Origin of the sequence: Luteibacter aegosomatissinici, from assembly GCF_023078495.1 — a bacterium.
GTDB classification, from domain to species: domain Bacteria; phylum Pseudomonadota; class Gammaproteobacteria; order Xanthomonadales; family Rhodanobacteraceae; genus Luteibacter; species Luteibacter aegosomatissinici.
In genome coordinates this window covers 3,169,100-3,195,822 of the sequence record NZ_CP095742.1, presented here as the reverse complement: position 1 = coordinate 3,195,822, position 26,723 = coordinate 3,169,100, and the positions used below count along the sequence as shown (strand labels likewise).

The 26,723-nt window shown below is 63.4% G+C and carries 23 protein-coding genes; 13 read left to right on the top strand and 10 right to left on the bottom strand.

All coding sequences use genetic code 11. From position 1 onward, the window contains the following. Positions 1-292 precede the first annotated feature (292 nt). Entirely contained in the window at positions 293-1,771 is a 1,479-nt protein-coding gene (locus L2Y97_RS14230) for a porin (RefSeq protein WP_247427750.1), read from the top strand. Positions 1,772-1,814: 43 nt separating this feature from the next. On the opposite strand, the gene L2Y97_RS14225 is transcribed toward L2Y97_RS14230, so the two are convergent. Further along, the gene (locus tag L2Y97_RS14225; protein ID WP_247427748.1) at positions 1,815-3,545 is read right to left on the bottom strand and encodes a M28 family metallopeptidase; all 1,731 of its coding nucleotides are present in this window, start codon (positions 3,543-3,545) and stop codon (positions 1,815-1,817) included. Positions 3,546-3,668: 123 nt separating this feature from the next. On the opposite strand from L2Y97_RS14225, the gene L2Y97_RS14220 reads away from it, so the two are divergent. From L2Y97_RS14220 to L2Y97_RS14210, 3 genes are all read left to right on the top strand, one after another. After that, a complete protein-coding gene (locus tag L2Y97_RS14220; RefSeq protein WP_247427745.1) occupies positions 3,669-5,060 on the top strand; it encodes an Hsp70 family protein in 1,392 nt (463 codons plus the stop codon). A gap of 232 nt (positions 5,061-5,292) precedes the next feature. Beyond that, positions 5,293-6,267, top strand: a complete 975-nt coding sequence (locus tag L2Y97_RS14215; RefSeq protein ID WP_247427742.1) for a helix-turn-helix domain-containing protein — start codon at positions 5,293-5,295, stop codon at positions 6,265-6,267. A gap of 330 nt (positions 6,268-6,597) precedes the next feature. Continuing rightward, positions 6,598-7,542: an LD-carboxypeptidase gene (locus L2Y97_RS14210; RefSeq protein ID WP_247427739.1), complete on the top strand. Its 945-nt coding sequence runs from the start codon at positions 6,598-6,600 to the stop codon at positions 7,540-7,542. 16 nt (positions 7,543-7,558) lie between these two features. Here L2Y97_RS14210 and L2Y97_RS14205 read toward each other — a convergent pair whose 3' ends face one another. After that, positions 7,559-7,891 (bottom strand): hypothetical protein, encoded by a 333-nt coding sequence (locus L2Y97_RS14205; RefSeq protein WP_247427736.1) that lies wholly within the window; start codon positions 7,889-7,891, stop codon positions 7,559-7,561. A 215-nt stretch (positions 7,892-8,106) separates the two neighbouring features. Here L2Y97_RS14205 and L2Y97_RS14200 point away from each other — a divergent pair, with 215 nt between their 5' ends. Both L2Y97_RS14200 and L2Y97_RS14195 read left to right on the top strand, forming a co-directional pair. Then, positions 8,107-9,354, top strand: coding sequence for a sensor histidine kinase (locus tag L2Y97_RS14200; protein WP_247427733.1), 1,248 nt, complete (start codon positions 8,107-8,109; stop codon positions 9,352-9,354). Beyond that, the gene (locus L2Y97_RS14195; protein ID WP_247427730.1) at positions 9,347-10,114 is read left to right on the top strand and encodes a LytR/AlgR family response regulator transcription factor; all 768 of its coding nucleotides are present in this window, start codon (positions 9,347-9,349) and stop codon (positions 10,112-10,114) included. Before L2Y97_RS14200 ends, L2Y97_RS14195 begins: the two co-directional genes overlap by 8 nt. Before the next feature lie 166 nt (positions 10,115-10,280). Here L2Y97_RS14195 and L2Y97_RS14190 read toward each other — a convergent pair whose 3' ends face one another. The 3 genes from L2Y97_RS14190 to L2Y97_RS14180 form a co-directional block, all read right to left on the bottom strand. Next, positions 10,281-12,266, bottom strand: coding sequence for a CocE/NonD family hydrolase (locus tag L2Y97_RS14190; protein ID WP_247427728.1), 1,986 nt, complete (start codon positions 12,264-12,266; stop codon positions 10,281-10,283). 81 nt (positions 12,267-12,347) lie between these two features. Next, entirely contained in the window at positions 12,348-12,566 is a 219-nt protein-coding gene (locus L2Y97_RS14185) for a hypothetical protein (protein ID WP_247427725.1), read from the bottom strand. Positions 12,567-12,637: 71 nt separating this feature from the next. Continuing rightward, positions 12,638-13,096, bottom strand: a complete 459-nt coding sequence (locus L2Y97_RS14180) for a heme-degrading domain-containing protein (protein ID WP_247427722.1) — start codon at positions 13,094-13,096, stop codon at positions 12,638-12,640. A gap of 51 nt (positions 13,097-13,147) precedes the next feature. Between L2Y97_RS14180 and L2Y97_RS14175 the strand changes: the two genes are divergently transcribed. Further along, positions 13,148-14,746: a Na+/H+ antiporter gene (locus L2Y97_RS14175; protein ID WP_247427719.1), complete on the top strand. Its 1,599-nt coding sequence runs from the start codon at positions 13,148-13,150 to the stop codon at positions 14,744-14,746. 4 nt (positions 14,747-14,750) lie between these two features. Here L2Y97_RS14175 and L2Y97_RS14170 read toward each other — a convergent pair whose 3' ends face one another. Then, complete coding sequence (locus L2Y97_RS14170) at positions 14,751-15,107, bottom strand: hypothetical protein (protein ID WP_247427716.1); 357 nt, start codon at positions 15,105-15,107, stop codon at positions 14,751-14,753. Between the two features lie 215 nt (positions 15,108-15,322). On the opposite strand from L2Y97_RS14170, the gene L2Y97_RS14165 reads away from it, so the two are divergent. Together L2Y97_RS14165 and yjjJ are read left to right on the top strand one after the other, a co-directional pair. Beyond that, a complete protein-coding gene (locus L2Y97_RS14165) occupies positions 15,323-15,979 on the top strand; it encodes a hypothetical protein (protein ID WP_247427713.1) in 657 nt (218 codons plus the stop codon). A gap of 206 nt (positions 15,980-16,185) precedes the next feature. Further along, positions 16,186-17,559, top strand: coding sequence for a type II toxin-antitoxin system HipA family toxin YjjJ (yjjJ, locus tag L2Y97_RS14160; protein WP_247427710.1), 1,374 nt, complete (start codon positions 16,186-16,188; stop codon positions 17,557-17,559). A 63-nt stretch (positions 17,560-17,622) separates the two neighbouring features. Here yjjJ and L2Y97_RS14155 read toward each other — a convergent pair whose 3' ends face one another. From L2Y97_RS14155 to L2Y97_RS14145, 3 genes are all read right to left on the bottom strand, one after another. Beyond that, positions 17,623-20,475 carry a glycoside hydrolase family 35 protein gene (locus L2Y97_RS14155; protein WP_247427707.1) on the bottom strand — a complete coding sequence of 951 codons (2,853 nt, stop codon included), beginning with the start codon at positions 20,473-20,475 and terminating at the stop codon, positions 17,623-17,625. 115 nt (positions 20,476-20,590) lie between these two features. Beyond that, positions 20,591-20,992 (bottom strand): hypothetical protein, encoded by a 402-nt coding sequence (locus tag L2Y97_RS14150; protein WP_247427705.1) that lies wholly within the window; start codon positions 20,990-20,992, stop codon positions 20,591-20,593. 70 nt (positions 20,993-21,062) lie between these two features. Further along, a complete protein-coding gene (locus L2Y97_RS14145) occupies positions 21,063-23,210 on the bottom strand; it encodes a TonB-dependent siderophore receptor (protein ID WP_247427702.1) in 2,148 nt (715 codons plus the stop codon). Between the two features lie 152 nt (positions 23,211-23,362). On the opposite strand from L2Y97_RS14145, the gene L2Y97_RS14140 reads away from it, so the two are divergent. Both L2Y97_RS14140 and L2Y97_RS14135 read left to right on the top strand, forming a co-directional pair. After that, a complete protein-coding gene (locus L2Y97_RS14140) occupies positions 23,363-24,325 on the top strand; it encodes a quinone oxidoreductase family protein (protein ID WP_247427699.1) in 963 nt (320 codons plus the stop codon). 119 nt (positions 24,326-24,444) lie between these two features. Beyond that, entirely contained in the window at positions 24,445-24,951 is a 507-nt protein-coding gene (locus tag L2Y97_RS14135) for a hypothetical protein (protein ID WP_247427696.1), read from the top strand. Between the two features lie 79 nt (positions 24,952-25,030). Here the strand turns inward: L2Y97_RS14135 and kdsA are convergent, their stop codons facing one another. Beyond that, a complete protein-coding gene (gene kdsA, locus L2Y97_RS14130) occupies positions 25,031-25,876 on the bottom strand; it encodes a 3-deoxy-8-phosphooctulonate synthase (RefSeq protein WP_247427693.1) in 846 nt (281 codons plus the stop codon). Positions 25,877-26,025: 149 nt separating this feature from the next. On the opposite strand from kdsA, the gene L2Y97_RS14125 reads away from it, so the two are divergent. Beyond that, positions 26,026-26,400 carry a nuclear transport factor 2 family protein gene (locus L2Y97_RS14125; RefSeq protein WP_247427690.1) on the top strand — a complete coding sequence of 125 codons (375 nt, stop codon included), beginning with the start codon at positions 26,026-26,028 and terminating at the stop codon, positions 26,398-26,400. Positions 26,401-26,508: 108 nt separating this feature from the next. Further along, complete coding sequence (locus tag L2Y97_RS14120; RefSeq protein WP_247427687.1) at positions 26,509-26,673, top strand: hypothetical protein; 165 nt, start codon at positions 26,509-26,511, stop codon at positions 26,671-26,673. Positions 26,674-26,723: the final 50 nt, after the last annotated feature.

Genomic DNA, 26,723 nt, shown 5'->3' with positions numbered 1-26,723 from the left:
GGTGGGGGTACTGGGATGGAAACCGGGCCTCGCCAACGTACGAACCGTTCGTACGGTGCCAAATCCCCTGGCGGGGCCCGAGCTTCGCAAATTATCCCCGTGACGACCTCATGACGGAAGTGTTGCTTGCGCATAACAGCGTCATTCCTTGCGGACTGCGGGGCTGTCATGGAAGTGACATCCAGGCTGGCTAACGTGCCGCTCCGAAACGGCCAATTTGCACGATGCCGGTAGATGACGTCGGTATCGCCGACGTTTGAGTATTTTCTCAAAACATTCGGAGCAGCCTCAGATGAGAAGAATCCCCCTGGCCGCCGCCTTCTGGACGATGTGCGGTACAGCGGCCGCCGAGGGAGCGCCCCAGGCCGCGATCGAGCTGTACGTCGACACGGCAACCCGTCAGATCTTTGCGGAGCCTGGTCCCGGTCGCACCCGGCTCGGCAAGTTTGTGCAGGCCTCGGATGAAGGTCTTGCCGGCGGGCAGGCTCCCGCGAGCGGCAGCGTCGTAGCTACCCGTGCTCCGGTCGGCACCTCCCAGGCTGCCTCGCCTGGCGCGGCGGGTGGGTCGGACGGCGTCACGCCGACGCCTGCTTCCGGTACGGCAGTGGCCGCCACCAAGCCATCGTCATCCTCTTCCAAGGCCTGGTACGACAAGCTTTCCATCCGCGGGTACATCCAGATGCGCTACAACCAGGGCCTGGACGATGGTGCCAAGGACCTGAAGTCGCCGGGCGATCGCTTCATCGGCCGTGACCAGGGTTTTGGTATCCGCCGTGCCCGTGTCGTCATCAGCGGTGATGTCACCGACAAGATGTCGATCTACATCCAGCCCGACCTGGCCAGCACGCCGAGCGGTTCGAGCACCACCAACTTCGCCCAGTTACGCGATGCCTACGCCGACCTGTGGCTGGACAAGGAAAAGACCTGGCGCATTCGCGCGGGTCAGTCGAAGGTGCCATACGGCTGGGAAGACCTGCAATCCAGCCAGAACCGTATCGCCCTGGATCGCGCTGATGCGCTTAACTCAGGCGTTCGCGACGAACGCGACCTTGGCGTGTTCGCTTACTGGTCGCCGGCCGTGGCGAAGGAGCGTTTCAGCTATCTGCAGAAGTCGGGTCTGAAGGGTTCCGGCGACTACGGCATGTTCGGCATCGGTGTGTACAACGGTCAGGGCGCGAACCGGCCCGATCGCAACGACCAGCTGCACACCGTGGTGCACTTCTCGTATCCGTTCAAGTTCGCGAACGGCCAGTACCTGGAAGTGGGTGCCGATGCGTACACCGGCCGCTACGTCGTCACGACCGGCTCCGCGACCATCAACGGGGCAACGTTTACCCCGCGTGTGGATGCGCCGGAGGAGGGCTCAACCGATCGCCGCGTCGCGGCGCATGTCGTGTATTACCCGCAGCCGTTCGGCTTCCAGGCCGAATGGACCGTGGGCAAGGGGCCCGAGCTGGATGTCGCACGCCGCATCATTCGCACCAAGGGCTTGCGTGGCGGTTACGCGCAGGTCATGTACAAGTTCGATGGAGGGTACGGCTCGATGATGCCCTACGCGAAATGGCAGACCTACCGTGGCGCGTCCAAGTTCGATACGAACGCGCCGAAGATGGAGGTAGATGAGCTGGAGGCGGGCGTCGAGTGGCAGCCGAGCAGTGCGGTGGAGCTGGCGGTGGCCTTTGCCAACATGCGCCGCACCGATGTAAGTGCGGCGCCGTACAAGCGGATTGATGGCAAGCTGGTGCGGGCGCAGCTGCAGGTGAATTACTGATTCATCGCCTGCTCGTGTAGGAGCGTGCTTTCGCGCTCCTACATTACTTTTTCAGGGACTTTTCGCGGATGGCCTTGAACTCGCTGCCGTCCTTCCATGTCGGCCATTCATCGCTGTTGGCCAGTTTTTCGCCTACCTTGTAGTAAGCGTTGACGTTCTGCATCACGCCGGTGAAATCCCAGCGCATGTCGTACACGTCGGTCGGCTGGTGGTAACGGTTCTTGTTGTAATCCTCGGCTGCGGCGCGGCCAGCGGCCTTGCCGCCGGTCACCATGTCGATGCCACCGCCAGAGGCCAATGCGGGAACACCCGCCTTCGCAAAGTTGAAGTGATCGGAGCGGAAATAGCCGCCTTTCTCAGGGGTATCGTCACCACTGACCACGCGGCCATCGGCCTTCAATACCTCGGCCAGCGTATCTTCCAACGTGCCCTGGCCCATACCGGTGACCTTCATGTCCCGGGTTGGCCCGATGATCGCAAGCGCATCCATGTTGATGTCGGCGACGGTCTTGTTGAGCGGGAAGGGCGGGTGTGCCACGTAATACTTCGAGCCCAGCAGGCCGGATTCCTCCATGGTCACGGCGGCGAATACGACCGTACGCCTGGGCTTGTCCTGGGCGAATTTGCCGGCGATTTCGAGCAGGGCGGCGATACCTGTGCCGTTGTCGATCGCGCCGTTGTAGATCTGATGGCCTTTAAGGTTAGGGTCGTGACCAAGGTGGTCCCAGTGCGCGGTGTAGACAATGGCCTCGCCGGGCTTTTCGCTGCCCTTGACCATGCCGATCACGTTGTTGCTGAGCGAATGGGTAATGTTGCTATGAAGCTCGATGTTCGCCTTGGCGTCGAGCGGTACGGCCTTGAACCCGCGCACGTCGGCCTGTTTGGCCAGGTCGTCGAAATTCTTGCCGGCCTTCGCGAACAAGCGCTGTGCGGATTCATGGGTAAGCCAGCCGGCGACCGGCAGGCGTGGTGCCGGGTCTTCGCTTTCGGGCAGGTCCAGGCGCGGCGTGGTCCAGCCGCTGCGAACCACGTTCCAGCCGTAGGCGGCCGGCTCGGTCTGGTGCACGATGAAGACGGCGGCCGCGCCCTGGCGGGCGGCTTCTTCGTACTTGTAGGTCCAGCGGCCGTAGTACGTCATCTCGCGGCCTTTGAACAGCTTCGGGTCGTTGCCGCTCCAGCCCGGGTCGTTGACCAGCACGATCAGGGTCTTGCCCTTCACATCCACGCCGTCGAAATCGTTCCACTGAGACTCCGGTGCGTTCACGCCGTAGCCGACGAACACGATGTCGGAATCCTTGAGCGCCACGTCCGCCTTGGCCTGCAGGGTGCCGACGACCATGTCGTTGCCGAAGGCAAACGATTCGGTGCCGCCCCCTTCGGCGACGTCGAGCTTAAGGCTGTCCTGCCCGGTGAGCTCGGTGGAAACCGCCGGTACCGTCTGAACCCATTCGCCCTTGTTGCCCGGCTCCACGCCCATCCGCTTGAACTGCTCGATGATGTAGTTCGTCGTCAGGCGCTCGCCCAACGTGCCTGGCTTGCGGCCGTCGTACTCATCCGAGGAAATGACCCGCAGGTGCGCGGCGAAATCGCCAGCCGTGATCTCGGGGGTGAAATCGTGTTTCTCGTTGGCGACGGCGGGTAGGGGCGGTGGCGGCGCCGTGGAGGGCTTCGCCGGCGCGGTGCTGGCGGCGGCCGGGGCGGTGTTGTCCTGATCGTGGTTCTGGCAGGCGGCCAGGGCCAGGGCGGACAGGCAGGCGAGGGCAATTCGGCGCATCGGTCGGGGATTCCCTATGGCGTTCGTGGCTCGAACCCCGAGTGTAGCCGCAACCGTCCCGCTGTCGCCTGATACGCGGGCAGGTCATAATGGACGGTTTTCCCCGCTCGGAAAGGCCCCGCCATGCGTATCGGCATCGACTTCGGAACCAGCTACTCCGCCGCCGCGGCCGTCGTGGATGGCGAGCTGCAGCTTGTCCGCTTTGGCGAGGAGCGCCAGTTCCGCACCGCCGTGTTCTTCCCCGAGGTGGTGCCCGATTTCGATGACTTCGTGCTGACCCCCGCGCTCGAGGCGCAGGTCGATACCCTCATGCGTGCCACCCGTGCCGATGAGCGCCGCACGGGTCGCTCACCCCGCTCCGACGGCGATGTCCGCCGCGATGCGATCCGCGTGGTGCGCCGCCAGTGGATGGAGGAACGCATTCGCGAAGCGGCCTCGTCCTCGGTCGCGAGCTTCCAGGATGCCTTGTTCGGCGAGGCTGCCGTCGAGGCTTATCTGGAGGAGGGCACCGGCAACCTCATCGAATCGCCCAAGTCCATGTTCGGCTACAAGCTGGATCCGCGGGTCCGCAAGACGATCGTCAGCATCGCTGCGCACATCCTGGAGCACGTGCGCCTGACGGCCACGCGCCAGTTCGGTACGCCGGTGCGCGAGGCGGTGATCGGCCGCCCCGTGGAATTCCGTAGTTCGATGGGGCCTGCGGGCGGTGAGCAGGCCCTGGGCATTCTGCGCGAAGCGGCGGGCATCGCGGGATTCGATGCCGTGTCGTTCCTGGAGGAGCCCGCCGCGGCAGCGATGCATTACCACCTGTCTCTGGCGGATCGGCAGCGTGCGCTCATCGTGGATATTGGCGGTGGCACCACCGACGTTGCGTATGCCGAGCTGGGCGCCGGCGAACGGCCGGTCATGCACCGCAGCTGGGGCCTGCCTCGCGGCGGCACCGACCTGGACGTGGGCATGAGCCTGCATAGCCTCATGCCACACTTCGGCAAGGACATCTCGGGCGTGCCCGTGCACCACTTCGTAGAGGCCGCGAGCGTGCACAACCTGCCCAAGCAGCGCGAGTTCCGCAAGCAGGATTACCGGCGCGTGGATGAGCCCTTTGCGTCGCGCCTGCGTGCGCTACAGGGCACGGGTGCCACCACTCGCCTGAACCAGCAGGCCGAGCGCATGAAAATCGAGCTTTCCAGCACGGACAGGGTCACTGCCGAACTGGATTTCATTGAGCCGGGCCTCGCGATCCACGTGGAGGGTGGCGATTTCCATGCGGCATCGGAGGATTTCCTCGACCGTATGGCGCGACTTCTTGCGGAAGCCCACGGCGATATCGCCGATGCCCCCGCCAGCATCTTCCTCACGGGCGGCACCTCGCGCTCGCCGCAGGTGCGCGACCGGGTGGCATTGAGCTTCCCGGGAATCCCGGTGGTGCACGGCGACCCCTCCCTTGGCGTGGTTTCGGGGCTCGCACAAGCAGCGCTTTTGCCAGTTTCATCAAATGTTTCTGACGACCCCTAAGCGAATTCGGCACTTTCACAAACTGCTGGCATTTTCTCGCATACACAGTTAGTTATAGCGCCGGGGGCTGTCCTTTCGGACGGATAGCCACGGTGCCCAGGGAGTAACGTGCAGGCGCCCGGCCTGCCTGGATCAACGCGGGGGTGCGTATGGGACAGTGGAGTGGATCAACCAATGGCGGCGGCATGAGGGGTGCTGTTCACATCAACCACGCGACGTCGGAGGGGCAGGCATGACGCGGCCGATCGACGTACAAGGACTCGAGGACTTTGATCTCGTCACGCTAGGCGCAGCCATGGGCGTATGCGAGGTTGATCTCTTGACGCTAAGCCCCGCGCGACCGCGCGCTGCGGTCGCGTCGCGAACCCATGACGGTGTTTCGTATTTCACCGCCCACCTGGATTTCGATGTTCGTGGCTCACTCACGGTGCCCGATGACTCCTGCATGCTCATTTACATGCACGAAGCGGGTGAGCGCAGCTGGTGCCAGGGAGTGGGCGTTGAATCGGAAATGGCGGTGACGCTGTTGCGTGGCACGCCCACCGATTTCATGTTTGAACGGGGTACGCGCTTTACGCTGGTCGTCGCACCTTATGCGCGCTTCCGCTCGCGATTCATGGCGTCGGATCACGCCGATGTCGACATGGCGGCACAGCGTCTCCGCCTGTTCGCGGTGAACTCCGAGCCGCTCAAGAGGGCCTGGCGCCAGATCCGCGATCGCGTGCGCGACGGCGAGGACGACGGCTTCGCACCAGTCGAGGATCTGCTCGACGAGCATATCCGCGTCGCGCTGTCTTCCTCATCGGAGGACCGGCCGGTCGCCTCCCGTGGCCGTCGGGCCCACTACCAGGTGATGCGCCGCGCCGAACGCTTCATGCGTGCCAACCTTCGCCGCGATATCTACTCGCAGGAACTCTGCCAGGCGGCAGGGGCCAGCGAGCGTGGCCTGCGTTACGCGTTCGATGACCTGCTGGGTATTCCGCCCAACCGGTACCTTGCCATGTTGCGCCTGTGCACGGCCCACCGCAGTCTCGTTACCGCGGAGGCGGGGCGCCGCTCGGTCAAGTCGGTCGCGCTCAGCTGTGGCATGTGGGATCTGTCGCGTTTTGCTGAGAAATATCGCAGCGTGTTCGGTGAGCAACCGCGCGAGACCTTGACGCGGAGCGTGCCGGACGACCTGGCCATGGAGGAGGTCGACGACATCTGAGGCCGGCAGGGCGTCCATGCCGTTTCAGCGTAGCGTCGTGCCACAATTGAACAGCTAACCGCACGTGTTCCACCTCTAATAAATGCCGAGTGCCGGGATGGGCACGTTGGTCAGGGGTGTAACGGTGAATCGTCAGGTGGTTTCCTCATTTTCACGCGCCGCGCGAGCGGCGCGTTTTTCTTTGCCCAAGCGTGCTGGTGCCTCGTCTGCCACTGGCCTGGGCCGCGGCCGGTGACGGGCGGTGTGGCCGTGAATCGCGGTGCAGCCAACTTACGGTTGCCTTTCTCCGGGCGTAGCGGTATTGGTAATGCAAGTCCAAGCTTGCATCACATGCCGAAACGACTTGATATCCGCCTTATAGCTCCGTCCGGTTACGCCGAGGACCGTGCCGCTTGCCAGCGCGCCATCGAACGATTGCAAGCCGCGGGGCACACCGTGCTCGGCGGGAACGTGGTCGATCGCGTGGCCCTGCGTTTTGCCGGCAGCGATGCCGAGCGGGCCGATGACATCAACCGGCTGGCCGATCCCGATCATCCCCTTCCCGATGTCGCCATGGCGATCTGCGGGGGCTACGGCGCGATCGCGCTCCTGGATCGCCTCGATTACGACGGCCTGAAGGCCCGGTTCGCGGACGGGCAGTGCGTGCTCGTGGGCCACGGCGATTTCACGGTGATCCAGTGCGCCATGTTGGCCCGCTGCGGGGTGGGCAGCCTGCACGGCCCCATGCTGGTCCAGGACTTTGGTGGGGGCTACCTGCGCGAGACGACCTGGCGTGAGTTCTGGCGGGCGCTCGAAGGGCCTGCCATGGATGTTGGCTGGTCGTGCTGCGAGGAGGCGCCGCCGCTGCGTCTTGAAGGCACTTTATGGGGCGGGAACCTGTCCGCCTTGTGTAGCCTGGTGGGCACGCCGTACATGCCGGTCGTCGAAGGCGGGATCCTGTACATCGAGGAAACCGGCGAGCAGGCCTACCGTATCGAGCGCATGCTCTACGAGCTGCTGCTGGGTGGTGTGCTGAAGCATCAGCGAGCCATCCTGCTGGGCGGCCTGGGTGGGCAGCGCGTTAGTGAGTACGACAACGGCTACGATATCGACCACGCGCTGGAGCGCTTTGGCCAGGCGTGCGGCCTGCCGATGTTGCGTGGGCTCGCGTTTGGCCACGGTCCCGACAAGTGGACCCTGCCGTTCGGTGCCCAGGGCGTGCTTGAAATTCGCGATGGGCAGGCCGTGCTATCCGCGCGCGACTACCGCCACCTGTTAGCAGCCGCCGGCGCCTGAGCCGGCGGCTTTCGCATCAAGCCGTGACCTGCGTGGCGCCGATCACGCCAATGAACACGATGGAGAGCATCCAGAAGCGCGCCGGGTCGCGCCAGACGCATACGCCCAGGCAAACGATGCCGAGTGTGCATGAGACGATGCCGGCGGACGTGAGGCCCAGCGTGGCAAGCGACGGATCGCCACCGGAGGCGATGAGCATTGGCCGGAAAATGGCATACCAGGCCAGGACGAGGCAGGCACCACCCACGATGCCCAGTAGCCAGTTGGAAGGATGGTTCTTCGGCAGGAGCTGGATGCCGAGATAGATGGCAAGAACGACGACAGCGAAAACGATGAGCAACAAAGCCATGCATTAACCCCTTGGTCGAGGCTCGCGGTCCCCACCGCTTCGAGCCGTTTCCCGAGCATGGACCATGCGCCGACCTGCGTCATGCTGCGCCGCGCCACCCCTGGGCCGGGCCCGGGCGCCGGTTTCGTCGGCTCTCATGGCGTTTCGTCGGGCTGGGCCCCCTGCGCTGGATGCGCCGTCGTATGCTCGCCGCCATCTTCAAGGGAGTGCCACGCATGGCCAGCATTCGTTTCCTCGCCCGCCTGATCGCCGCATGGATCGCTGCGCTGTGCGTCATGCTGGTGTGCTGGCAGGCCATGGATGTCAGCCGGGATTTCCCAACCATCTTCACACTCATCTGGTTCGCAGGCCTGTTGCTGGCGTTGGGGCGGGGCGTAAGCCATCTCTACCGCGTGCGTACCATTGCCGGCCGCATCGATCCGGAGACCGTGGCCAACCGCCAGCGCCGTCGCGTCGAAGTCCCCTATGGTGCCGATGAAACGCTCGATCTGGTCGAGCAAGTGGTGCGCGCATTGCCGGATATCCAGGATGTGACCGCGGCACGTGGTGGTTTGCAGGTGCGCGGCATCATTCGCCATTCGATCGTCGAACCGCAGGCCCAGCCGGTGCCGCTGCGCAAACGCCGCCCAAGGGATCCGTTTGAGCGCAACACGCGGATCAGTGCCTCGGTGGTGCCAGGCGAAGGGGCCTGCACGGTGCTCTTTGTCTGCGAGCCGGATAGCGGGGCGTGGAGCGACTGGTTCAATCCTGACGGCGGTGTGTCACTCGAACAGGCCGAGACGCTGGTACGTGCGCTGACCCAACGGATCACCGAGCGCCGCAACCGTGAGCGTGCCGACACACGGCAAACCGCCATGGAAAAGGAGCTCACCGCCGCGCAACTCTCGCTGTTGCAGGCGCAGGTGGAGCCGCACTTCCTCTACAACACGCTGGCAAGCGCCCAGGAACTCGTGCGTACCGACCCCGCGCGCGCCGACAAGATGCTGGGCCACCTGATCGATTACCTGCGCCGCTCATTGCCGCGCACCGACGGTTCGCTTTCCACCGTGGGCCAGGAACTCGAGCGCAGCATCGCGTGGCTTGAGATCATGCGCCTGCGCATGGGTGAGCGGCTGGTCGTGAACGTGGATGTGCCCGTCGTATGCCAGGCCTACGCCATGCCGTCGATGATGCTTCAGACCCTGGTGGAGAACGCCATCAAGCATGGCCTCGAGCCGAAGCCCGGTGGTGGTGGGGTGTGGATCCGTGCTGCATGCGATGCCACCGGCCTGTCACTCACCGTGGCCGACGACGGCCTGGGCCTGCGTACCGACAGCACCGGGACCGGAATTGGCCTGAAGAACCTGCGTGAGCGCCTGCGCCTTACCTATGGCAATGCGGCGACCTTTACGATCGGAAACAATTTCCCGAGCGGCGTGGCTGCCACGATCACGCTGCCGATCACGGAGCCGGCGCATGCCTAAGTGCATCATCGCCGAAGATGAAAAGCTGCTTTCCGCAGCACTGCAGCGGGAGCTGGCCAAGGCATGGCCGGACTTGCAGGTGGCGGCGGTGGCGGAGGATGGCGGTGAGGCCCTGGATGCGGTGGTCGAGCACCAGCCTGACATCGCCTTCCTCGATATACGCATGCCGGGCCTCACCGGCATGGAAGTGGCGGCAGCGGCGGCCGATGCCAGCCCGCGCACGCTGGTCGTGTTTATTACAGCGTACGACCAGTACGCCGTGGATGCGTTCGAGCGCGGCGCGGTGGATTACCTGCTGAAGCCGGTAAGTGCGGAGCGGCTGGCGCAGACCGTGGAACGCCTGCGTAGCCGCCTGGCCGATGCCGAGAAACACGCCAGCCGGGCAGGGCGCCTGGCCAAGGATATGCGCGATCAGTTCGATGCCACGCCGGATGTGCCGCTCACGTGGATCACGGCCAGCACCGGCCGGGCGACGCGGCTGATCATGGTCGAAGACGTGATCTATTTCCGTGCGGACAACAAGTACACGCTCGTGGCCACCGCCGATGGCGATGCGCTGCTGAGCAAGCCCATTCGCGAGTTGCTTGAACACCTGGATCCGCGCACGTTCCGGCAGATCCACCGCTCCACCATCGTCAATCTCCGCCAGGTCGCCTCGGTGGAGCGTGATGACGGTGGCCGTGGTTGCCTGCACCTGCGCGGGCGCCCTGAAACCCTCACGGTGAGCCAGCCGTTCATGGCCATCTTCCGCGCCATGTGACGAAGGAGCCTGTCATGAGTCTGTTGCTTGCGATTCTTTACTGCTTCAGTAGCCTGTTTGGCTACCTGCATCCGCTGAACGGTGGCTTTGTCGTGGCGACGGCCAGCTCGGCCTGCGTGGCTGTACCGGCCCAGGGGGCTGCCCCGGGGCCGGCCAACGTCAAGGGTTACTGGCGGGGCACCACCGTGAAGGTGATCTTCGACGGGTGCTCCGCGTCGTGGTGCACGGCGTTGTGCGCGATGACACCCTTGGTTTCGTCGTAGTTGTTGCCGCCCGTGTTGAGGTTGCGGTCAAAGCGCGGGAAGTTGCTGCTGGACACGGCGACGCGCAGCTTGTGGCCCGGGAAGAAGAAGTTGCTGGTGTCGATGGGCTGGAACGTGACCTTGTACACCTCGCCATCCTTCATCCACACCGGGGGCTTGTCGTAGCCCTCGCGGTAGCGCATGCGCTGGATATTTTCGGTGAGGTTGAACGCGCGGCCATCCGGGTAGACGTCCATCACCTTGAAGGTGAAGTCGGTGTCCTTCGCGTCGGAGGAGACGTACAGCGTGACCGTGATCGGGCCGGACACTTCCGTACCTTCCTTGAACGGCTCGGAGTCGTAGACGAGGATGTCGTTACGAGCGAGCTGGGTGTTCTGATCGAACGAACCAAACTTCACCGCGTTGCCCTGGCAGCAGCCGCCACCGCCGAAGGTGGTCACCGGGTTCATCGGGTCGTAGAGGAAAGTATCCGGGTGGTCGGTGCCGCCCGCGGCATCGACAAGCTTGCCATCGCCGTAGAGCGTGTTGGCCTTGCCGCCGCTGGTGAAGTACAGGTCACGGGTCACGGCGCCGACCGGCGGCCAGGTCTGCGTGTTGTGCCACTTGTTCTCGCCCATCACGTAGTACATCACCTTGGGCTGCTTATCGATCACCGGGCTATCCACGCCCTTGAGCCACTTGTCGAACCAGCCGTAGACCAGGCTATCCACGTCGAAGCGGGCATCACCCACGTCCAGGTCGCCGATCATGGTGTGCTCGGTGGCGCGCGAATAACCGCAATGCAGCGAGGGTGAGATCACGGCGTACTGCTGGTCGGCCACATCCTTCGGTGCCGTGGCACGCACATGGTTATAGGCGGCCAGGTTCGGCGACACCGACACATCAAACCAGCTCATGAACCACAGGCCTGGCTTGTTGATCTTCATGTTGTCGTGCCACAGGCCGCCCTTGTACCAGGCCGGGCTGTTCGGCGTGCGCGCGATCATGTTGCCGCCGGTGGGCACATCCATGGCATCGGCGAAGATGCCCTTGGGGCCGCCGGCCTTCTTCATGATGTCCTTCTCGGGCAGCGTCCAGAACGCCTTGTCCCAGTCGATTTCCGGTGGCTGCGAGTCGAGATCGAATAGTTTGGACGCGGCGATCAGGTCGGCCTGCGAGGTGCCAGCGGGGAACGAGGGTCGTACCTGGTTCTGTTCCTTGGTGAGCCAGGCGATGAAGAGCATCTGCACGGCGCCGCCGCGGTACCAGTTGCCCTGCTCGAAGTACGGGCCTACGCGGCCCACGCCGGCGCCGAAACCCTGCACGTTGAACGTGGCCAGGCCCGGGGTGTTCTGCGCCACCACGGCCATTTGCCATTCCGCGGTCGAGGAGCAGCCGGTGGTGCCGACCTTGCCGTTGGACCACGGCTGCGAGGTGATCCAGTTCACCGCATCCACGCCATCGGAAAGCGGTGCACCGAGGATTTCGTAGTTGCCCTCGGAGAAATAGTGCCCGCGCTCGTTCATGTCGATGTACGCGTAGCCGCGCTTCACCGCTTCGAGCTGGCGTGTCATGTCGCGCGGCGCGCCGAGCTTCACATCCCAGAAATTGAAGTTGTATGGGGTACGCACAAAGATTGTCGGCACCTTGCCGGTGGCGTTCTTCGGCCGGTATACATCCGCGGCCATCCGTTTGCCGTCGCGCATCTTCACCATCACCTTGCGGTCGATGACGGCGATGTCTTCCAGCTTCTGCTCGGTATCGTTGCGCTTGGCGATCGCTGCCTTCTGCTCAGGCGTAAGCACGGCCTGGGCAGCAACGGGTGCCGCAAGCATGGCGAGGGCGGTGGCGCCAAGGGCGACCGACAAGGCGGTCCTGGCGAAGTGGAGGGCAGGGCGCGTGGGTCGCATGGGCATGGGCCTTTGGGCTCGGGACGATCGCCCGAGTCTGGCAAAGGCACCATGGCAGGTAAATCGTGACTTCCGGCAGGGTCAGGCTTCGGGAACGGGTATGCCGTAACGCGCGAGCATGGCCGATATCTCGGAGCTCACCCAGTCGAAGTGGTCCGGATCCGCCGCTTCCAGCACGATGTTCGACTGAGTGGCGAAGGTGGGCCAGAAGGCATCCGGGTCAGGATTGTCACGCAGCCCGGTCGCCACCTCGGTGTCGAGGCGGTCGAGCATGGCCTGAAGGTCGTCGCGGTGGCTCATAGTCCAAGCGTAGCGCGCCTATGTGTCCGCAAATCGTGTACGAACGGGCCCTGTTTGGCCAGCCGAGTCCCTCAAACGAACCGCGCGAGCACCCGCGTCACCAGCTGATGATCGTCCACCGATGGCAACCCCGATGCCGTGATGGCCCCAATAACCCCCAGCCCGCGTAGTCGCAAGGGGTAGCCGCCACCATCACTGGCATGATCCGCAGGTGCCAGGCCATAACGTTCTTCGAGCGTCTGGCCGGCCCTGGCCAGCTTCATGCCTACGGCCAGCGTGCTGGTGCCCAGTGCCAGGACGGTATTGCGCTTGCGCCGGATCCAGCTGGCGTGGGAGATGTCGGTGCCTGGCAGGGCCGTGTGGAACAGTGGCCTGTCGCGCAGGCTGATATCGAGAGCTACGGTAGCGCCGCGTTCCAGCGCCGCCGTGCGTAGGGCATCGCCGATCGCCCACGCCATTTCCAGCGTGAAACGATCGAACTGCAGGGCCTGTTCTTCGGCGGCGAGGGTATCGGGCGTATGTTCAATCATGCGGGGATTGTATGACGGTATGCTCCGGGCATCGTCTACTGAAATCCCGCTATGTCATCGACCACGACCTTCGAGTTCGTCCTCATCCTGCTCGTAGCCATCGTGGCGCTGGAGCTTCTTGCCCGGAAGCTGCGCTTGCCCACGGCTGCCGCGCTGCTGGCCGGCGGCGCCGGCATTGCCTTCCTCCCGGGGGTGCCCGCGGTCAGCTTTGACCCGGAGCTGGTGCTTATCGTGTTCCTGCCGCCGCTGCTGATGGATGGGGCGTACTACACGGTGTGGTCCGATTTCCGGCGCTACCTTGGCGGGATCCTTTGGCTGGCCGTGGGGGCTGTGGTGTTCACCACCCTGGTGGTGGGCGCCACCGTGCACTGGATCGTGCCGTCGCTGCCGTGGGCGGCGTGCTTCGCGCTGGGTGCAGTGGTCTCCCCGCCCGATGCGGTCGCCGCAAAGGCCGTGCTGGGCAAGGTCCGTTTACCGCGCCGCCTGATGGTGCTGCTTGAAGGCGAGAGCCTGCTCAACGATGCGACGGGCCTGGTGTTGTTCCGGTTTGCCGTTGCCGCGGCGCTGACAGGGGCATTCAGCGCCAGCGGTGCGCTGATGAGCTTCGCGGGGCTGGCCCTTGGCGGTATTGCCATTGGCGCTGCGGTGGGTGCGCTTGTCGTGCTGGTCCTGCGCCGCATTGATGATGTGTTCCTTGCGGTCACCGCGTCGTGCCTTTCGCCGTGGGCAGCCTATATCGGTGGCGAGGCGTTCCATGTTTCCGGCGTCATGGCGGTGGTCACTACCGGCATTATCTTTGGCTGGTTCCAGCACGAGGTGTTCTCGGCCATCGCGCGCGTTCGTGGCGGCTCGTTCTGGGCGGTGATGATTTTCATCCTGGAGGCCCTGGTCTTCATCCTGATCGGCTTCTCCCTGCGTGGTGTCATTGAGCGCCTGGGTGGTATCGGCAACACGTTGGACCAGTTGAGCGTGCCTATCCTGGGCGTGCTCGCCGCCGTGATCGTGTCGCGCTTCGTCTGGGTTTATGCCACCGATTACCTGCGCGTGCCGGTACTCCGCGCGTTCGGTAAGCAACCTTCACCGCCATCGCCCAAATCGACGTTTCTACTTGGCTGGGCGGGCATGCGTGGCGTGGTGACCCTGGCTATCGCGCTCTCCCTGCCGGAGAACATGCCCGGTCGCGACCTGACGCTGGCCGCGGCGTTTGCGACCATCCTGGTCACCGTGGTGGTGCAGGGTGGCACCATCGGCCCGGTGATTCGCTGGCTGGGCCTCGATCGCAACATTCATGTCGAGGGTAACCACCTCAACGAAATGCAGGCGTACCTGCACGTGGATGCGGCCCAGCTGGAGGCGGTCAAGGCGCACGCCTATGACGCCAGCGGGAAGCTGATCCATCCGCGCCTGTTGGAGCAATACACCTACCGCGCCGATATCGCGCGTCGCGTGGTCGAAGAGCGGCGTTCAATCACCGATGACCGCGAGGCCCACTACGACGTGGTGCTGGCGGCCATCGCTGCCGGGCGCGTGGAGCTGCTGCGCCTGCACCGGGCAGGGCACATTCACGATGAGCTGCTGCATTACCTCGAGCGCGACCTCGACTTCCAACAGGTGGCCGCTGAAAACGACCGGAAGGGCCCGGGCGAGTAGCGGCCTACGCCACCTTGTTCGGGCCGCGGACCGGAGGTTCGTTGATGGATTCGACGAACTGCGCGGCACGGCCCAGTGCCTGCGCCATCAGCTGGAGGCGGCCCATGGGCACGGAAACGACGGCAAGCTCTTCCCGCTGCGGGTGGATGTGCGGCTCGGCACGCCCCCAGGCGAACTCCACTTCGTTCGGCGCCGGCGAGCGTGATGGCACGTCATCGTGCGTGATGCGCTGGGTTTCCCGGAAAAAGTGCAGATGGACGAAGCCATCATCCGTCGGCCCGGTGATCGCGATGCCCGTGGCCACGCCCGACGTAAAGTTCGGCGGCCGCACGTGCAGGATGTTCTTCTTTTTTTCGTCCATGGACTCCCCCTTGGGGCCGGAGCATACGCGGCGGCGCCGGGGCGGTCTATCGGGAAAATGGGTGGGTCGCGGGCTTTGTGCGCGGGTTGGCGAATAGAGGGCCTGCGCACCGCATGGCCTGTGACTGATGGCACCCGGTGACCTCTGGGGCATGAGCCGTCCTGGGTCTGCGGATAGTGTCTCCGGGTCTGAAAGCGTCATGGGGAGAAGTGGCCATGTTAAGACGGATTCGCTGTGTGGGGCTGGCGGCACTTGGGTTGGCATCGGCGGCTTCAGCCAACGATGCGCTACTGGCCGAGGCCCTCGGGCGCCCGGCGGTTCCCGTGGCCGAGGTAAACGGCGTGGTGCGGACGACCTCGCAGGTCAAGGGTGGCGATGAACCCGAGACCGAGACAGAGGTGGTCGATCCACGCAAGGAGCCGTCGAAGGCGCTGCCTTCCTATGCGGTATTGAAATCGGTGGTCGGTAACGACGCCAGGCGCGCTGCCGGTGATCCCGATCGCATGATTTACACGTTCACGACGCGCACCGTGCCGAAGGGCTCCATGGGCACGGGCAAGGCGCACGTCACCTCCGATGGTGATGACCAGGAAAGCTACGACGGAACGGCCGAGGTCATCATGGATGCCTCGGGGCATCCGTATATAAGCCACATTGCCTTGCGCCTGCAGAAGCCCGTGGGTGGCTTCTTTGCGAACGTGAAGGTCATCGATTTCGATTACGACTTTGCGCCCACCCCCGCGGCCGGCTTTGTGGCTACAGGGATGAAAGCGCACGTGGACGTCCGCGCTCTGCTGTTTGTCCACCGTGATGTGCACGTGGAATCGGTCCTTGTGCCCGCCATCGCCGGCGTGCCGTCGAAAGATGGCTAGTCTCGTGGCATCGCTGCTACAAGCAGCGATGCCGGGTCGCTCACCGGGACTTTGCTCGTCCGCCGACTAGTTCCGGTTTGAAATCTCGATGCCGCCACTTGGATAATCTATTCAAAATCTATTCGATATGCTCATCAAGTGTGAGAATAGGTTACTGATAAATATGAATATTGACTTGAATTATGTATTCAAGTATCTATTCAGTCATGGCCTCAAGCACCCGCCAGTCTGCCGCGATCATGGACTTCCTGCGCCTGCAAGGGGCGTCCAGTGCTGCCGAGTTGGCGGCGGTCATAGGCGTGAGTCAGCCCTCCATGTCCCGTCTCCTCGGTACGTTGGAAGGCCAGGTGGTGCGTATCGGCAAGGCACGGCGCTCCCAGTATGCCGTCGTGCGCGACGTACATGGCCTCGGTTCTGCGTGGCCTTTGTATCGCATCGATGCTCAAGGACGTCCGCATGCGCTTGGTGACCTCGTCGCGCTTTATGGCGGAGGAAGCGTCCTCATGGCGGAGCATCGTCCCGACTGGCTCAGGGGCGAATTTATCGATGGCCATTTCCCAGGTGTTCCCTGGTTTCTCGACGACCAGCGGCCGCAGGGCTTTCTTGGACGCCAATTTGCCCAGCAGTGGGCTCGTGAGTTGGGGCTTCCCAACGATATCCTTCGTTGGAACGACGATGCGGTGCTCGCTGCACTATTGCGCCATGGCGAAGACAGTCCCGGGAATTTTGTCCTGGGTACGAGCGGTCTTGACCGTGCATTGCGCCCGGCGGCAGCGGCCATTCCTTCGGCCACGCGCACGGTAGAGTATTCGCGTCGGGCCGATAGTGCCCTGGCGGGCGAACCTGTGGGGTCATCCGCTGCAGGTGAGCAACCCAAGTTCACAGCGCGAGTAATGGACGACGACGGGTCGATCCGCCATGTGATCGTCAAGTTCAGCGAAAATGTGGATGATCCGGCCGGCCGGCGCTGGGCAGATCTCTTGATATGCGAACACCTCGCGGGCGAGGTGTTGGCGGAGAATGAGCACCCGAGTGCCCGCAGCGAATTGATCTGGTCCGGCGGCAGGCTTTGCCTCGAAGTCACGCGGTTCGATCGCATAGGCGCATATGGCCGCCGGGGCTTTGTGACGCTGGCCGCCTGGAGTGATGCGCACGATGGCGAGCGGGATACTTGGGCGGGTGCCGCATCACGGATGTTCAAGGGCGACTGGGTGGATGCGTCAACCGAAGCCGGCGTAAGGCAGCGTTGGTGGTTTGGCCGCATGATCGCCAATGCCGATATGCACTTCGGCAATCTTGGTTTCTTCCTGGACGATGCCTTGCCGCTTACGCTTGCGCCAAGCTATGACATGCTTCCCATGTTGTATCGCCCCGCGGGCAATGGTGCGGTGGTGCCCAGGGAGTTTCAGCCCGCGACGCCCGTACCTGCTGACATGGGCTACTGGCAGCGGGCTGCATCGTGGGCAGCGACGTTCTGGGAGCGCGTCGCAAACCACGACGATGTCAGCGTTGCGTTTCGCGAGATCGCACATCGCAATGCTGAAGCCGTGGGCGTATTGAGGCGCAGGTTTTCCGAATGAATCGCCTGCGACAGCCGTCCAGTCATTTCGCTGGCGATCGGGTGCGCGCGCCTGCAACTCGGATCACCTTAGGCCGGTGGTGTAATTGCCTTGCATCACAAGCGTGACCTCACCCAGCCCACCATCCTGCGCCGTGCTCCACGAGGCGATGGCGATCGTGTTCTCGCCATGCCGGTTGAGCAGGCCAGGCGGTAGCTCGAAATCCGTCTGTGGGCCCACGTCGCTGATGTAACGGCCGATTTGCCACCCGTTGATGAAGACGATGGCGCGATAGTGAAGAGGCACGGCATCGTGGATACGGATGGCGATGGGGGCGTCCTGGCCGTCGGGGATATCCAGTTTGAACGTCGTGCGATACCAATCCATGCCGGGCTTGTCGGTGGTCCGGGGAAGCGTGGCTTTGGCCCAGTCGCTGTCCTTGAAGCCCGGCAGGTGCCAGCCGTTGCGCTCACCATAGAGGCCGCCGATGTTGAAGGGGCCACGCATCGGATCGACCAGGTCTTCACCGCCCGTGTTGCCCTGGATCTTCCAGCGGATCACCGCCTGCGAGCCTTCAAGCCTCGCCGACAGGAGCCCGCGTGGCTCGCGGAACGCGCCGTTGTGTTCTTCCTGCAGGTGCCCGGTATTTTCCACCAGCACGGAAACGACGTTGTCACCGCCCTTTTTCAGCCAAGCTGGATCGATCGGAAACTGCTGGGAGCCGCTGGGGTTGTTGCCGAGGAAGTGTCCGTTGATCCACGCGGTGAAGATGCCATGGTTGCCCAGGTGTACGCCGAGGTTCGCGGAGAGCTGGATCGCCGTTTCCTTGCCAGTAGCGGTGAAGTGCCCGCGGTACCACACGTGGCCATGGTGGAAGCCGTAGTCGTCGCTGTCGAGGATGGGTAGCTTGTGATCCCAATAGTCGTTCGGCGTGCTGGTGCGGTCGGTTGCTTGCCAGGCGCGGTCATCGAACGTGGTAGCGATTTCAGGTGCGCCGTCGGTGACGTGCCATGCGTCGAGTGCGGGGAGGGCGACGGGTGAAGGCCCATCGATACGGCTGAGCAGGCTGCCGGACGCCGAGGCGGTCGTCTGCAGCGATTTGCCGTTCCAGGTCACCTGGCGTGTGCCGGTCGGTGCGAAGACCTCGAGCTCGCCAGCGCGGTCGGCATCGCCTGTGAGTGCGAGTACACCACCGTGCCGTTCCGCCGTGCGTGCGAGATAAGGGCCGCGAAGCAGCACGGGCTCGTCTGTCGCCCCGAGCTGCCAGAATCGCGTCGCGGCGGCGTTGTCGCCCAGCAAGAGCAGTAGCGGCGCCTTGCCCCCATTGATTTCCACCTTGGCGAGCCCGTCATGGCGGTAGTTGAGGCGGAGCGTGTGGGCGGCCGCGTCCCATCGCGTTTCGACCTTGCCGTCGAGGACGCGGACCGTGGGGCGATCGTCGTAGCGGAGCACAGTTTCGCCATCTTCACCCGGCCGGCCGTAGAGCACGGCGATATCGCGATCGCCGGTATGCAGTTGGGTCAGTAGCTCTGAGGTTGAATACACGAGGTCTTGCTGGCCGAACTTGAAGTTCGCCAACAGAACTTTCGAGTCCCTGCCGTTGATATGGATGGCCGTGCCGGGTGCCAGCGGGATGGTTGTGTCGCCGTTCTTGCCCAGCGCGATTTTCAGGTGCGTGGCATCGTCGGTCGTATCCGCCGCATCGGCATGGCGCAGGATATAGAAACGCGTGCCATCGTCAGGGTTTACCCGGGCGGTCACGCGCAGACGGGGGTTGTCAGGTACCCAGGTACCCACGGCATCGGTGCGCGCGAGTGGCGCTGCTGCGCGGGTCATGTAACCGATCAGCTTTTGCTGATCGTACTTGGGCGTGAGCTGTCGGCTGGTGGTAATGGCCGCGCCGTAGTCGTACGACGTGTACACGCCGGGAGACGAGAGCCATCCCCAGTTCATTCCGCCATAGGTCATGTAGAAGTTCTGCATGGTCGAGCCCGAAGCCATGGTGGCTTCGTAGAACACGCGCTCGAACGCCGGGCCGGTGAGCTTGCGGCAGGCTTCGTAACCCGGACCACCCCATACATCGAATGCGCCGCCCTGGTACTCAGGAAAGAACAGCGGCGTATCCTTCAGGCCGCGCCGTTCGCTGGCGAAGTCGTAGACGGCGTTCCACCGGTCCGGCCGGGTGCAGTCGAAATCCATGGGGTACGAGTCGTACCCCGGCATGTCGAGCTTGCCGACGCCTTCGAAGAAGTTGGTGTTGTGGTTGCCGAACAGCGGCACGGTGATGCCATCGGCCCTCGCCTTGTCTTCCAGGGCCTGCATGTAGGCCCTTCCATCGGGGGAGTCGTTATAGAACTCGTTCTCGACCTGGTAGAGCAGGACGGTTCCGCGACCGTCGGTTATCTGGTGCCTGGCGATGATCCGGTCGATCTGGGTCATCCATTCCTGGTAGGCCGCCGTGTACTCAGGGGCCGTGGAACGGGGTTTGCCCGCGGTGCTGACCAGCCACCCGGGGAAGCCGCCGGCATCGGTTTCGGCATTGATGTACGGGCCGGGGCGTGCGATGACATAGATCCCCACATCGCGGGCCATGTCGAGCAGGCGGTCCACGTCGCGGATGCCGGTGAAGTCGTACACGCCACGCTTGGGCGAGTGGTAACCCCAGTCGAAGTAGATCTCGACCGCGTTGAAGCCCGCGGCCTTCATCTTCTGCAGGACGTCCTTCCACGATTCCGGGCTCGGTAGCCGCCAGTAGTGGAACGAGCCCGACCAGATATAGGTCGGCTTTCCATCGATGATCAGGGAGTGTCGGTCGAAGGTAACCGTATGCGCGGTTGACGGCGCGGGTGTCGCTGCGTTGGCTGCAGTGGCAAGCAACATGGCGAGGCCGGCCCAGCAAGCCGCACGACGGCCTGACGGCCACTTGGAACACGACATCCCCATCTCCCATCGTTCATCGGTAGGCGGCATGCGCCGCCTACCCAAGGTTGGGGCAAGTTGGGGATATTTGCAAATGTGTGTATTTGTGGCGTTGCTGCCTGCGTCTCCGCTATCAGTGATCTTTTGCGGGCAGCTTGTACGGGATGAACGGGCCGAGCACAGCAAAGCCACGGCGCCCACCGCCATACCGGTCCACCATGTCCACCGTATCCATTTCGCACAGTTGCGAGCCAAACGTCTTCGTCACCATCAGGTCGTCGGAGTTAAGTGCTTTGGCCCCCGACTTCAGCTGGTTGACGTAATAGGTCGGCCCGATCCGGTAGGCAATCGTCGTCTTGTCGATGATCTGGGTGCCGTACACCTGGGGCAGGTCGATGCAGCGCTGCGGCTTCCCGGCGATACGGCCGTTGGTGATCTTCGCCAGCTCGGCGGCGGGGTCGTCTTTGTAGGCAAGGGCCGGGGCGGCGATGCAGGCGGCCGCCAGGACGATGAGGGGGCGGATTGAGAGCGTCATGGCGGCCTCCAGGGGGCGGTTCGACGCCCCCTATTGTAGGCCGATGTGGCGCAACCGGAGCGGCGCCGTCTTAGAAGTGCCGCTCCACTTCCAGCATCACGCTGCGCGGTGAGCCCCATGCCGTGCGATCGCTGGAAGCCGTCACGAAGTACTTCCTGTCGAACACATTGCGTACGTTGACCTGCGCATCCCATGGTCCATGGGTGTAGTAAACCGCCGCATCGAACAGTGTGTAGGCTTTCATGACAAACGGGCGCCCATAGACCGGATCCACGGGTTCGTAGTTGCTTGCCAGGCGTTCGCTTTGGTAGTTGATGCCACCACCCACGCCCCATCCGGCAAGTGCCCCACCTTGCACCATGTACTTTGCCCACAGATTGGCGTTATGGCGAGGGATGCCCGCCAGGCGTACACCGGTCGGTAACGTGTGGTCCTTGGTGATCTCGGCCTTGGTCCATGCATACGCCAGTGTGATATCCAGGCCGGCGACAGGCTTGATGCCCCCTTCCAGCTCCAGGCCACGGCTGCGCTGTTCGCCCGTCACCACGTAGAAGTTCGGGTGATCGAGGTCCTCCGTGGCCACGTTCTGGCGGGTCAGCTGGAAAGCGGTGACCATGCCATGCAGGCGTCCGTCGGTGGACTGCACCTTGAAGCCCGTCTCGATATCGCGCCCGCGCTCCGGTGGCACAGTGCCACCATCCCAGCGCGGGTAGCCGCCCTGTGGATTGAATGACTTGGACCAGTTGGCGTACCACGCGGCGCTGTCACTGATGGCATAGGTAAGGCCTACCCGCGGGCTGATCGCCGTGTCGTGGGTGGTGTCTTCGCCCGTTCCGGTGCGAGCCTTGTCGATGCGGGCGCCAAAGGTGGCCGACCACTTGCCCCACACGGCGTGATCCTGCACGTACCAGCCCAGCTGTTTTGTGTCGCCGCGCGAGCGTGTGATGTCCAGGTTCACCGGGCCGGGCACGGTGCCGTACTGCGGCGCGTAGACATCGAACGGGTAGGGGCCGTAATCGAAGTTGTTGGTCCAGCTGTTCATGCGTCGGGCAAAATCGATGCCGACCAACAGCTCGTGATCGATGGCGCCCGTGCTGCCCGTGATCGTCACATTGTTGTCGACGCGAAGAGAGTGGCCGTGCTCGTTATAAGGGCCGTAGTAGAAGCGGTCGAGCGTGCGCATGTCGTCTTCGTGCAAGCCGCTGGCGAAAAGCCAGTGATCCCACGAGTTATGGAAATCCTCGTAGCGCACCCCCTGGTGGAACGAAAGCCAATCCGTGATGCGCTGGTCGAGCTGCCAGCCGATGGCCTTGGCATCGCGCGTCTGCTCGGCGGGGAATTGCGTGTCGTTCACCGCGCGGTCGCGGGGGAGCCGGCCGTTCGGGTTGTAAAGGATGGTGCCGTAGGCCGTTGTCGGCGACCACGGATGAAGCTTGTCGTGCTGGTAGGTGCCGAGGAAGGTCCACGTCGTGTCGCTGGTCGGTGCCCACGTCAGTGCGGGCGCAATGTAGGTGCGTTTTGCGTCCGACGCGTCCACGAAGTAATCCTGTTCGCGGCGGATGATATTGAGGCGACCCAGCCATTGGCCATCCTTCGAAAGCGGTGTGTTGGCATCCACCCCAATCTCGCGGAAATCATCGGTTCCGACGGCCGCCCGTACATCCACGAACGCATCATTGCGCGGACGCTTGCTCATCAGGTTAACCAGCCCCGAGAGCGGGCCCTGGCCGTACAGGCCGGAGGCCGGTCCTTTCACCACTTCAATGCGCTCCAGTCCGCCCAGCTCCGTGCTGGCCATCTCATTGGTAAGTGCCAATCCGTCCAGGTAAGTCGCACCTGACGAGGCATCGAAGCCGCGGATGTTGAAGCCATCGAAGAAGCCATATACGTCACTGCGCGATACGCCAGCGACGTTTCGTAGCGCATCGGGCAGGCGGCGCACACCCTGGTCATCGATCAGCTGGCGCGGGATCACCGAGATGGCCTGCGCCGTTTCCAGGTTGGGGATGTCGATCTTGCTGCCCGCCGAGGTCGCATCGGTGGTGGTGGCTTCGACGGCCACCTTGTCCAGCTCGGTGGCGTTCGAGCGTTTTTTCTTGGGGTCTGCGTCGGCGTTGTTGTCAGCGGCCACGGCCGCGTGGGTGAACGCGAGCGACAGGGCGAAGCAAAGGGCAGAAATGCGAGGCGCAAGCGAGCGCCTGGACAGGCGAGGGTCCATGGGTAGGGGGCCTTGGTATGGGGCCGGCTACCCAGGGCGGGATGGCTTGGCGTGAGATATGAGTCTGAGATTATCCTGAGAATGAGAGCGATTCGCAAATTGGTACGAGTTAATATGCACGGCTCGGTCGCCCCGATTTTCAGGATTCCCCTATGCAAGCCCTTATCTTTCGCGAATTTGGCAGTGCTGATGTTCTTAAGTGGGAGACTGTGGCGAATCCATCGCTGAAGCCCGGCCAGGTGCTTGTACGCACCCGGGCCGTCGGGCTCAATTTTGCCGATGTGTACCGCCGAAATGGCACCTATCACCTCGCGGGCGACGCGCCCTGGGTCCTTGGTTATGAAGGCGCTGGTGACATCATTTCGGACGATGGGCCGTTTCCGAAGGGCACGCGCGTCGGCTTTGCCGATATGCCCTTCGCCAACGCCGAGCTTGTTGCCGTGGATGCTGACAAGTTGATTCCGCTGCCGGACGATATTTCATATGAAACGGCGGCCGCTGTTCTGCTTCAGGGACTGACGGCACAGTATCTCGTCACCGACAGCTCCCATCCGAAGGCCGGGCAGGTGGCCCTGGTGCACGCGGCAGCCGGCGGCGTGGGGTTGCTGCTGGTGCAGATGCTTCGGGCGAAGGGTGTTCGCGTCATCGGCGTCGCGTCATCCGATGAGAAGCGCCAGGCGGCACGCGACGCGGGCGCCAACGAGGTGTTCGGCTACGACGATCTGGTCGCGCGTGTGCTGGCGGCTACCGACGGCGAAGGCGTCCACGTGGCCTACGATTCGGTCGGGCGTACGTTGGGAGATAGCCTTGCGGCGACACGAACCGGGGGAACGGTCGTGTTTTACGGGATGGCGGCAGGCGATCCTGATCTCGTCGATCCGCGACTGCTCATGGATCGGTCACTGACGCTTACTGGCGGTGATCTGTGGAATGTCCTCACGAGTGCGAGTGAGCGGCGCGAGCGTGCCGCAGCGCTTTTCGCGCAGATTCGAAGTGGCGAACTCCGTCCGAAGATCGCGGCAACTTACGCGCTTCGTGACGGAGCCCAGGCACACCGGTTTCTGGAGAGTCGTGGAGCGATTGGCAAGGTTGTGATGGTCGTGGACGACGCCTGATCACGTCGCACCTACATGTTTGTCAGATTTAGGCTAATAACTTTGAGCGTTCGCCTACATACGCGGGATTGATCAGGGCAGTAACCTCCATTGCGCTATCAATACAAAGGAGGTGAAGCATGAGCGTTCGCGCAACAAAACGGGGTTGTGGGCGGGCTCAGGTCAATAAGCCAAGGTCATATGCAGGTAGCCTCGCGTATCACGAAGTGCACGTCGAGATCATGAGCATCCTTGCGCGCCATGATCAGCGTTTCGATTCCCACGACAAGCAATTCGAGGCCGTCGACAAGCGTTTCGAAGCTATCGACAAGCGCTTCGAAGCTATCGACAAGCGTTTCGAAGCCATCGACAAGCGTTTCGATGACGTCGATAAACGGTTCGAAGCGGTTGATCGGCGATTCGAAGCAGTCGACAGGCGATTTGATGCTGTCGATAAGCGCTTCGATGCGGTGGAATCGGCGATCAAGGCCCTCGCTTCTACCGTCAATGACCTTGCCTTGGAGGTCAGAAGGCTTGCGACGTGGGAACACCGGATCTGGGGAATGGTGAAACTCGGGAGTTGGGGCGCCGTGGGCGCGGGAGCGCTTTGGGCGGCGCTCGGTAACCATATTCACTGGGTCGGCTAGTAGGCCGGGGCTGGCCCATGGCACAAAGGCCTGGACAGTCGTTGCCCAGGCCGTCTGTGCTGCCGGTGGGGTGCACTAACTAACGAATATCGAGCGGTGCGAAGCCCTTCACCAGATCATCGATGGCCTTGATCTGCGCGAGGAACGGTTCGAGCGCTGTCAGCGGTAGCGCGCTGGGGCCATCGCAGCGGGCGTGGTCCGGATCGGCATGGGCCTCGAGGAAGAGACCGCCGATGCCCACCGCCATGCCAGCGCGAGCCAGTTCCACGACCTGGCGACGGCGCCCTCCGCTGGCTTCGCTGCCGGCATCGCGGCGCTGCAAACTGTGGGTCACGTCGAAAATGGCTGGATAGCCGCCGGTCGATTCCACCATTTCGCGGAAACCGAGCATATCGACCACCAGGTTGTCGTACCCGAATTGTGCGCCGCGCTCGCAAAGGATGATGCGCTCGTTGCCGGCTTCCTTGATCTTGCTGGTCACGTGCTTCATCTGCGTGGGGCTCATGAACTGCGGCTTCTTGATGTTTACCGCGCGCCCCGTCTTCGCAATGGCCACGACCAGATCGGTCTGGCGGGCGAGGAAGGCCGGGATCTGCAGGACATCGACCACTTCGGCGACGATCGGCGCCTGAAAGATTTCGTGCACATCGGTGATGACCGGGATGCCGAACTCGCCCTTCACGCGCTCAAAGATGCGCATGCCTTCTTCGAGGCCCACGCCACGATAGGAATGGATGGAGGATCGGTTGGCCTTGTCGAAGCTCGCCTTGAACACGTAGGGAATGCCCAGCTTGCGGGTCACGTCGACGTAGTGAGCGGCCGCGTGCAGGGTGGAATCCATGTCCTCGAGCACGTTAATGCCGCCGAAGAGCACGAAGGGCAGGCGGTTACCGACTTCTACGCCAGGGGCGACGGAAACGTTCATGGGGGTTCCTGATGGGGTGGGGCAGACTGCTAATGGTACAGCCAATGCCTGGGGTGTCGCGCATGGCTTGCCCGTTGCGCCCAACAGGCGGACTATCCAGCATGGTGCCGGCCCTGCGTGGCGGCGTGCTGTCAACCAGGGAATGAGCCATGACCAACGACGAGCAACTCATCCACCGCCTCTATGATGGGTTTAACCGCCGGGATATCGAAGCCGTGCTGGGGGCCATGGCGGATGACGTCGCGTGGGCCAATGGGATGGAAGGAACGCATGTGCACGGCCGCGATGCGGTCAGGGCGTACTGGACCTATCAATGGTCCGTGATCGATCCCACCGTTACGCCGTTAAGCACCGTGACAGCGGCGGACGGGGCCGTCGTGGTGGAGGTACATCAGCTCGTTCGTGATCTCGAAGGGAACGTGCTCCTCGATGAGCCTGTCACACACGCTTTCCATCTGCGCGATGGCCTGGTGGCGCGCTTCGATATTCTTGGCCCATCCCGGCTCAAGGATCTGGCCCACTAGCGGGACCGACGTTCCGATAATGCATAGTCCTCGGCGCTCTCGCGTTGCCACCCCTATGCTACGGTCGATGAGCCGCGTAGGGCGGCCAACAACCTTCGGAGCGTTAACATGGAAAAGCGCGACCAGCCGATGCACGACGTCAACCTCTTCGGAATCCAGATGGATGGCCCGATGCAGCCTGCAGCCACGTCAATGAAGTGGGCACCGAAGATCGATGATGTCGGCGATATTGGCCGCATCGGCTCCACGCACAGTGGCGGCGACTGGGGCTGAGTCCCGGGCATCGTTCCTAGCCGCTGTACGAAAGCGAAGCCGCCTCATTA

Bases quoted from the DNA above. Each gene is read 5' to 3' on its own strand.
- L2Y97_RS14230 (WP_247427750.1), top strand. From the start codon at position 293: ATGAGAAGAATCCCCCTGGCCGCCGCCTTCTGGACGATGTGCGGTACA.
- L2Y97_RS14225 (WP_247427748.1), bottom strand. From the start codon at position 3,545: ATGCGCCGAATTGCCCTCGCCTGCCTGTCCGCCCTGGCCCTGGCCGCC.
- L2Y97_RS14220 (WP_247427745.1), top strand. From the start codon at position 3,669: ATGCGTATCGGCATCGACTTCGGAACCAGCTACTCCGCCGCCGCGGCC.
- L2Y97_RS14215 (WP_247427742.1), top strand. From the start codon at position 5,293: ATGACGCGGCCGATCGACGTACAAGGACTCGAGGACTTTGATCTCGTC.
- L2Y97_RS14210 (WP_247427739.1), top strand. From the start codon at position 6,598: ATGCCGAAACGACTTGATATCCGCCTTATAGCTCCGTCCGGTTACGCC.
- L2Y97_RS14205 (WP_247427736.1), bottom strand. From the start codon at position 7,891: ATGGCTTTGTTGCTCATCGTTTTCGCTGTCGTCGTTCTTGCCATCTAT.
- L2Y97_RS14200 (WP_247427733.1), top strand. From the start codon at position 8,107: ATGGCCAGCATTCGTTTCCTCGCCCGCCTGATCGCCGCATGGATCGCT.
- L2Y97_RS14195 (WP_247427730.1), top strand. From the start codon at position 9,347: ATGCCTAAGTGCATCATCGCCGAAGATGAAAAGCTGCTTTCCGCAGCA.
- L2Y97_RS14190 (WP_247427728.1), bottom strand. From the start codon at position 12,266: ATGCGACCCACGCGCCCTGCCCTCCACTTCGCCAGGACCGCCTTGTCG.
- L2Y97_RS14185 (WP_247427725.1), bottom strand. From the start codon at position 12,566: ATGAGCCACCGCGACGACCTTCAGGCCATGCTCGACCGCCTCGACACC.
- L2Y97_RS14180 (WP_247427722.1), bottom strand. From the start codon at position 13,096: ATGATTGAACATACGCCCGATACCCTCGCCGCCGAAGAACAGGCCCTG.
- L2Y97_RS14175 (WP_247427719.1), top strand. From the start codon at position 13,148: ATGTCATCGACCACGACCTTCGAGTTCGTCCTCATCCTGCTCGTAGCC.
- L2Y97_RS14170 (WP_247427716.1), bottom strand. From the start codon at position 15,107: ATGGACGAAAAAAAGAAGAACATCCTGCACGTGCGGCCGCCGAACTTT.
- L2Y97_RS14165 (WP_247427713.1), top strand. From the start codon at position 15,323: ATGTTAAGACGGATTCGCTGTGTGGGGCTGGCGGCACTTGGGTTGGCA.
- yjjJ (WP_247427710.1), top strand. From the start codon at position 16,186: ATGGCCTCAAGCACCCGCCAGTCTGCCGCGATCATGGACTTCCTGCGC.
- L2Y97_RS14155 (WP_247427707.1), bottom strand. From the start codon at position 20,475: ATGTCGTGTTCCAAGTGGCCGTCAGGCCGTCGTGCGGCTTGCTGGGCC.
- L2Y97_RS14150 (WP_247427705.1), bottom strand. From the start codon at position 20,992: ATGACGCTCTCAATCCGCCCCCTCATCGTCCTGGCGGCCGCCTGCATC.
- L2Y97_RS14145 (WP_247427702.1), bottom strand. From the start codon at position 23,210: ATGGACCCTCGCCTGTCCAGGCGCTCGCTTGCGCCTCGCATTTCTGCC.
- L2Y97_RS14140 (WP_247427699.1), top strand. From the start codon at position 23,363: ATGCAAGCCCTTATCTTTCGCGAATTTGGCAGTGCTGATGTTCTTAAG.
- L2Y97_RS14135 (WP_247427696.1), top strand. From the start codon at position 24,445: ATGAGCGTTCGCGCAACAAAACGGGGTTGTGGGCGGGCTCAGGTCAAT.
- kdsA (WP_247427693.1), bottom strand. From the start codon at position 25,876: ATGAACGTTTCCGTCGCCCCTGGCGTAGAAGTCGGTAACCGCCTGCCC.
- L2Y97_RS14125 (WP_247427690.1), top strand. From the start codon at position 26,026: ATGACCAACGACGAGCAACTCATCCACCGCCTCTATGATGGGTTTAAC.
- L2Y97_RS14120 (WP_247427687.1), top strand. From the start codon at position 26,509: ATGGAAAAGCGCGACCAGCCGATGCACGACGTCAACCTCTTCGGAATC.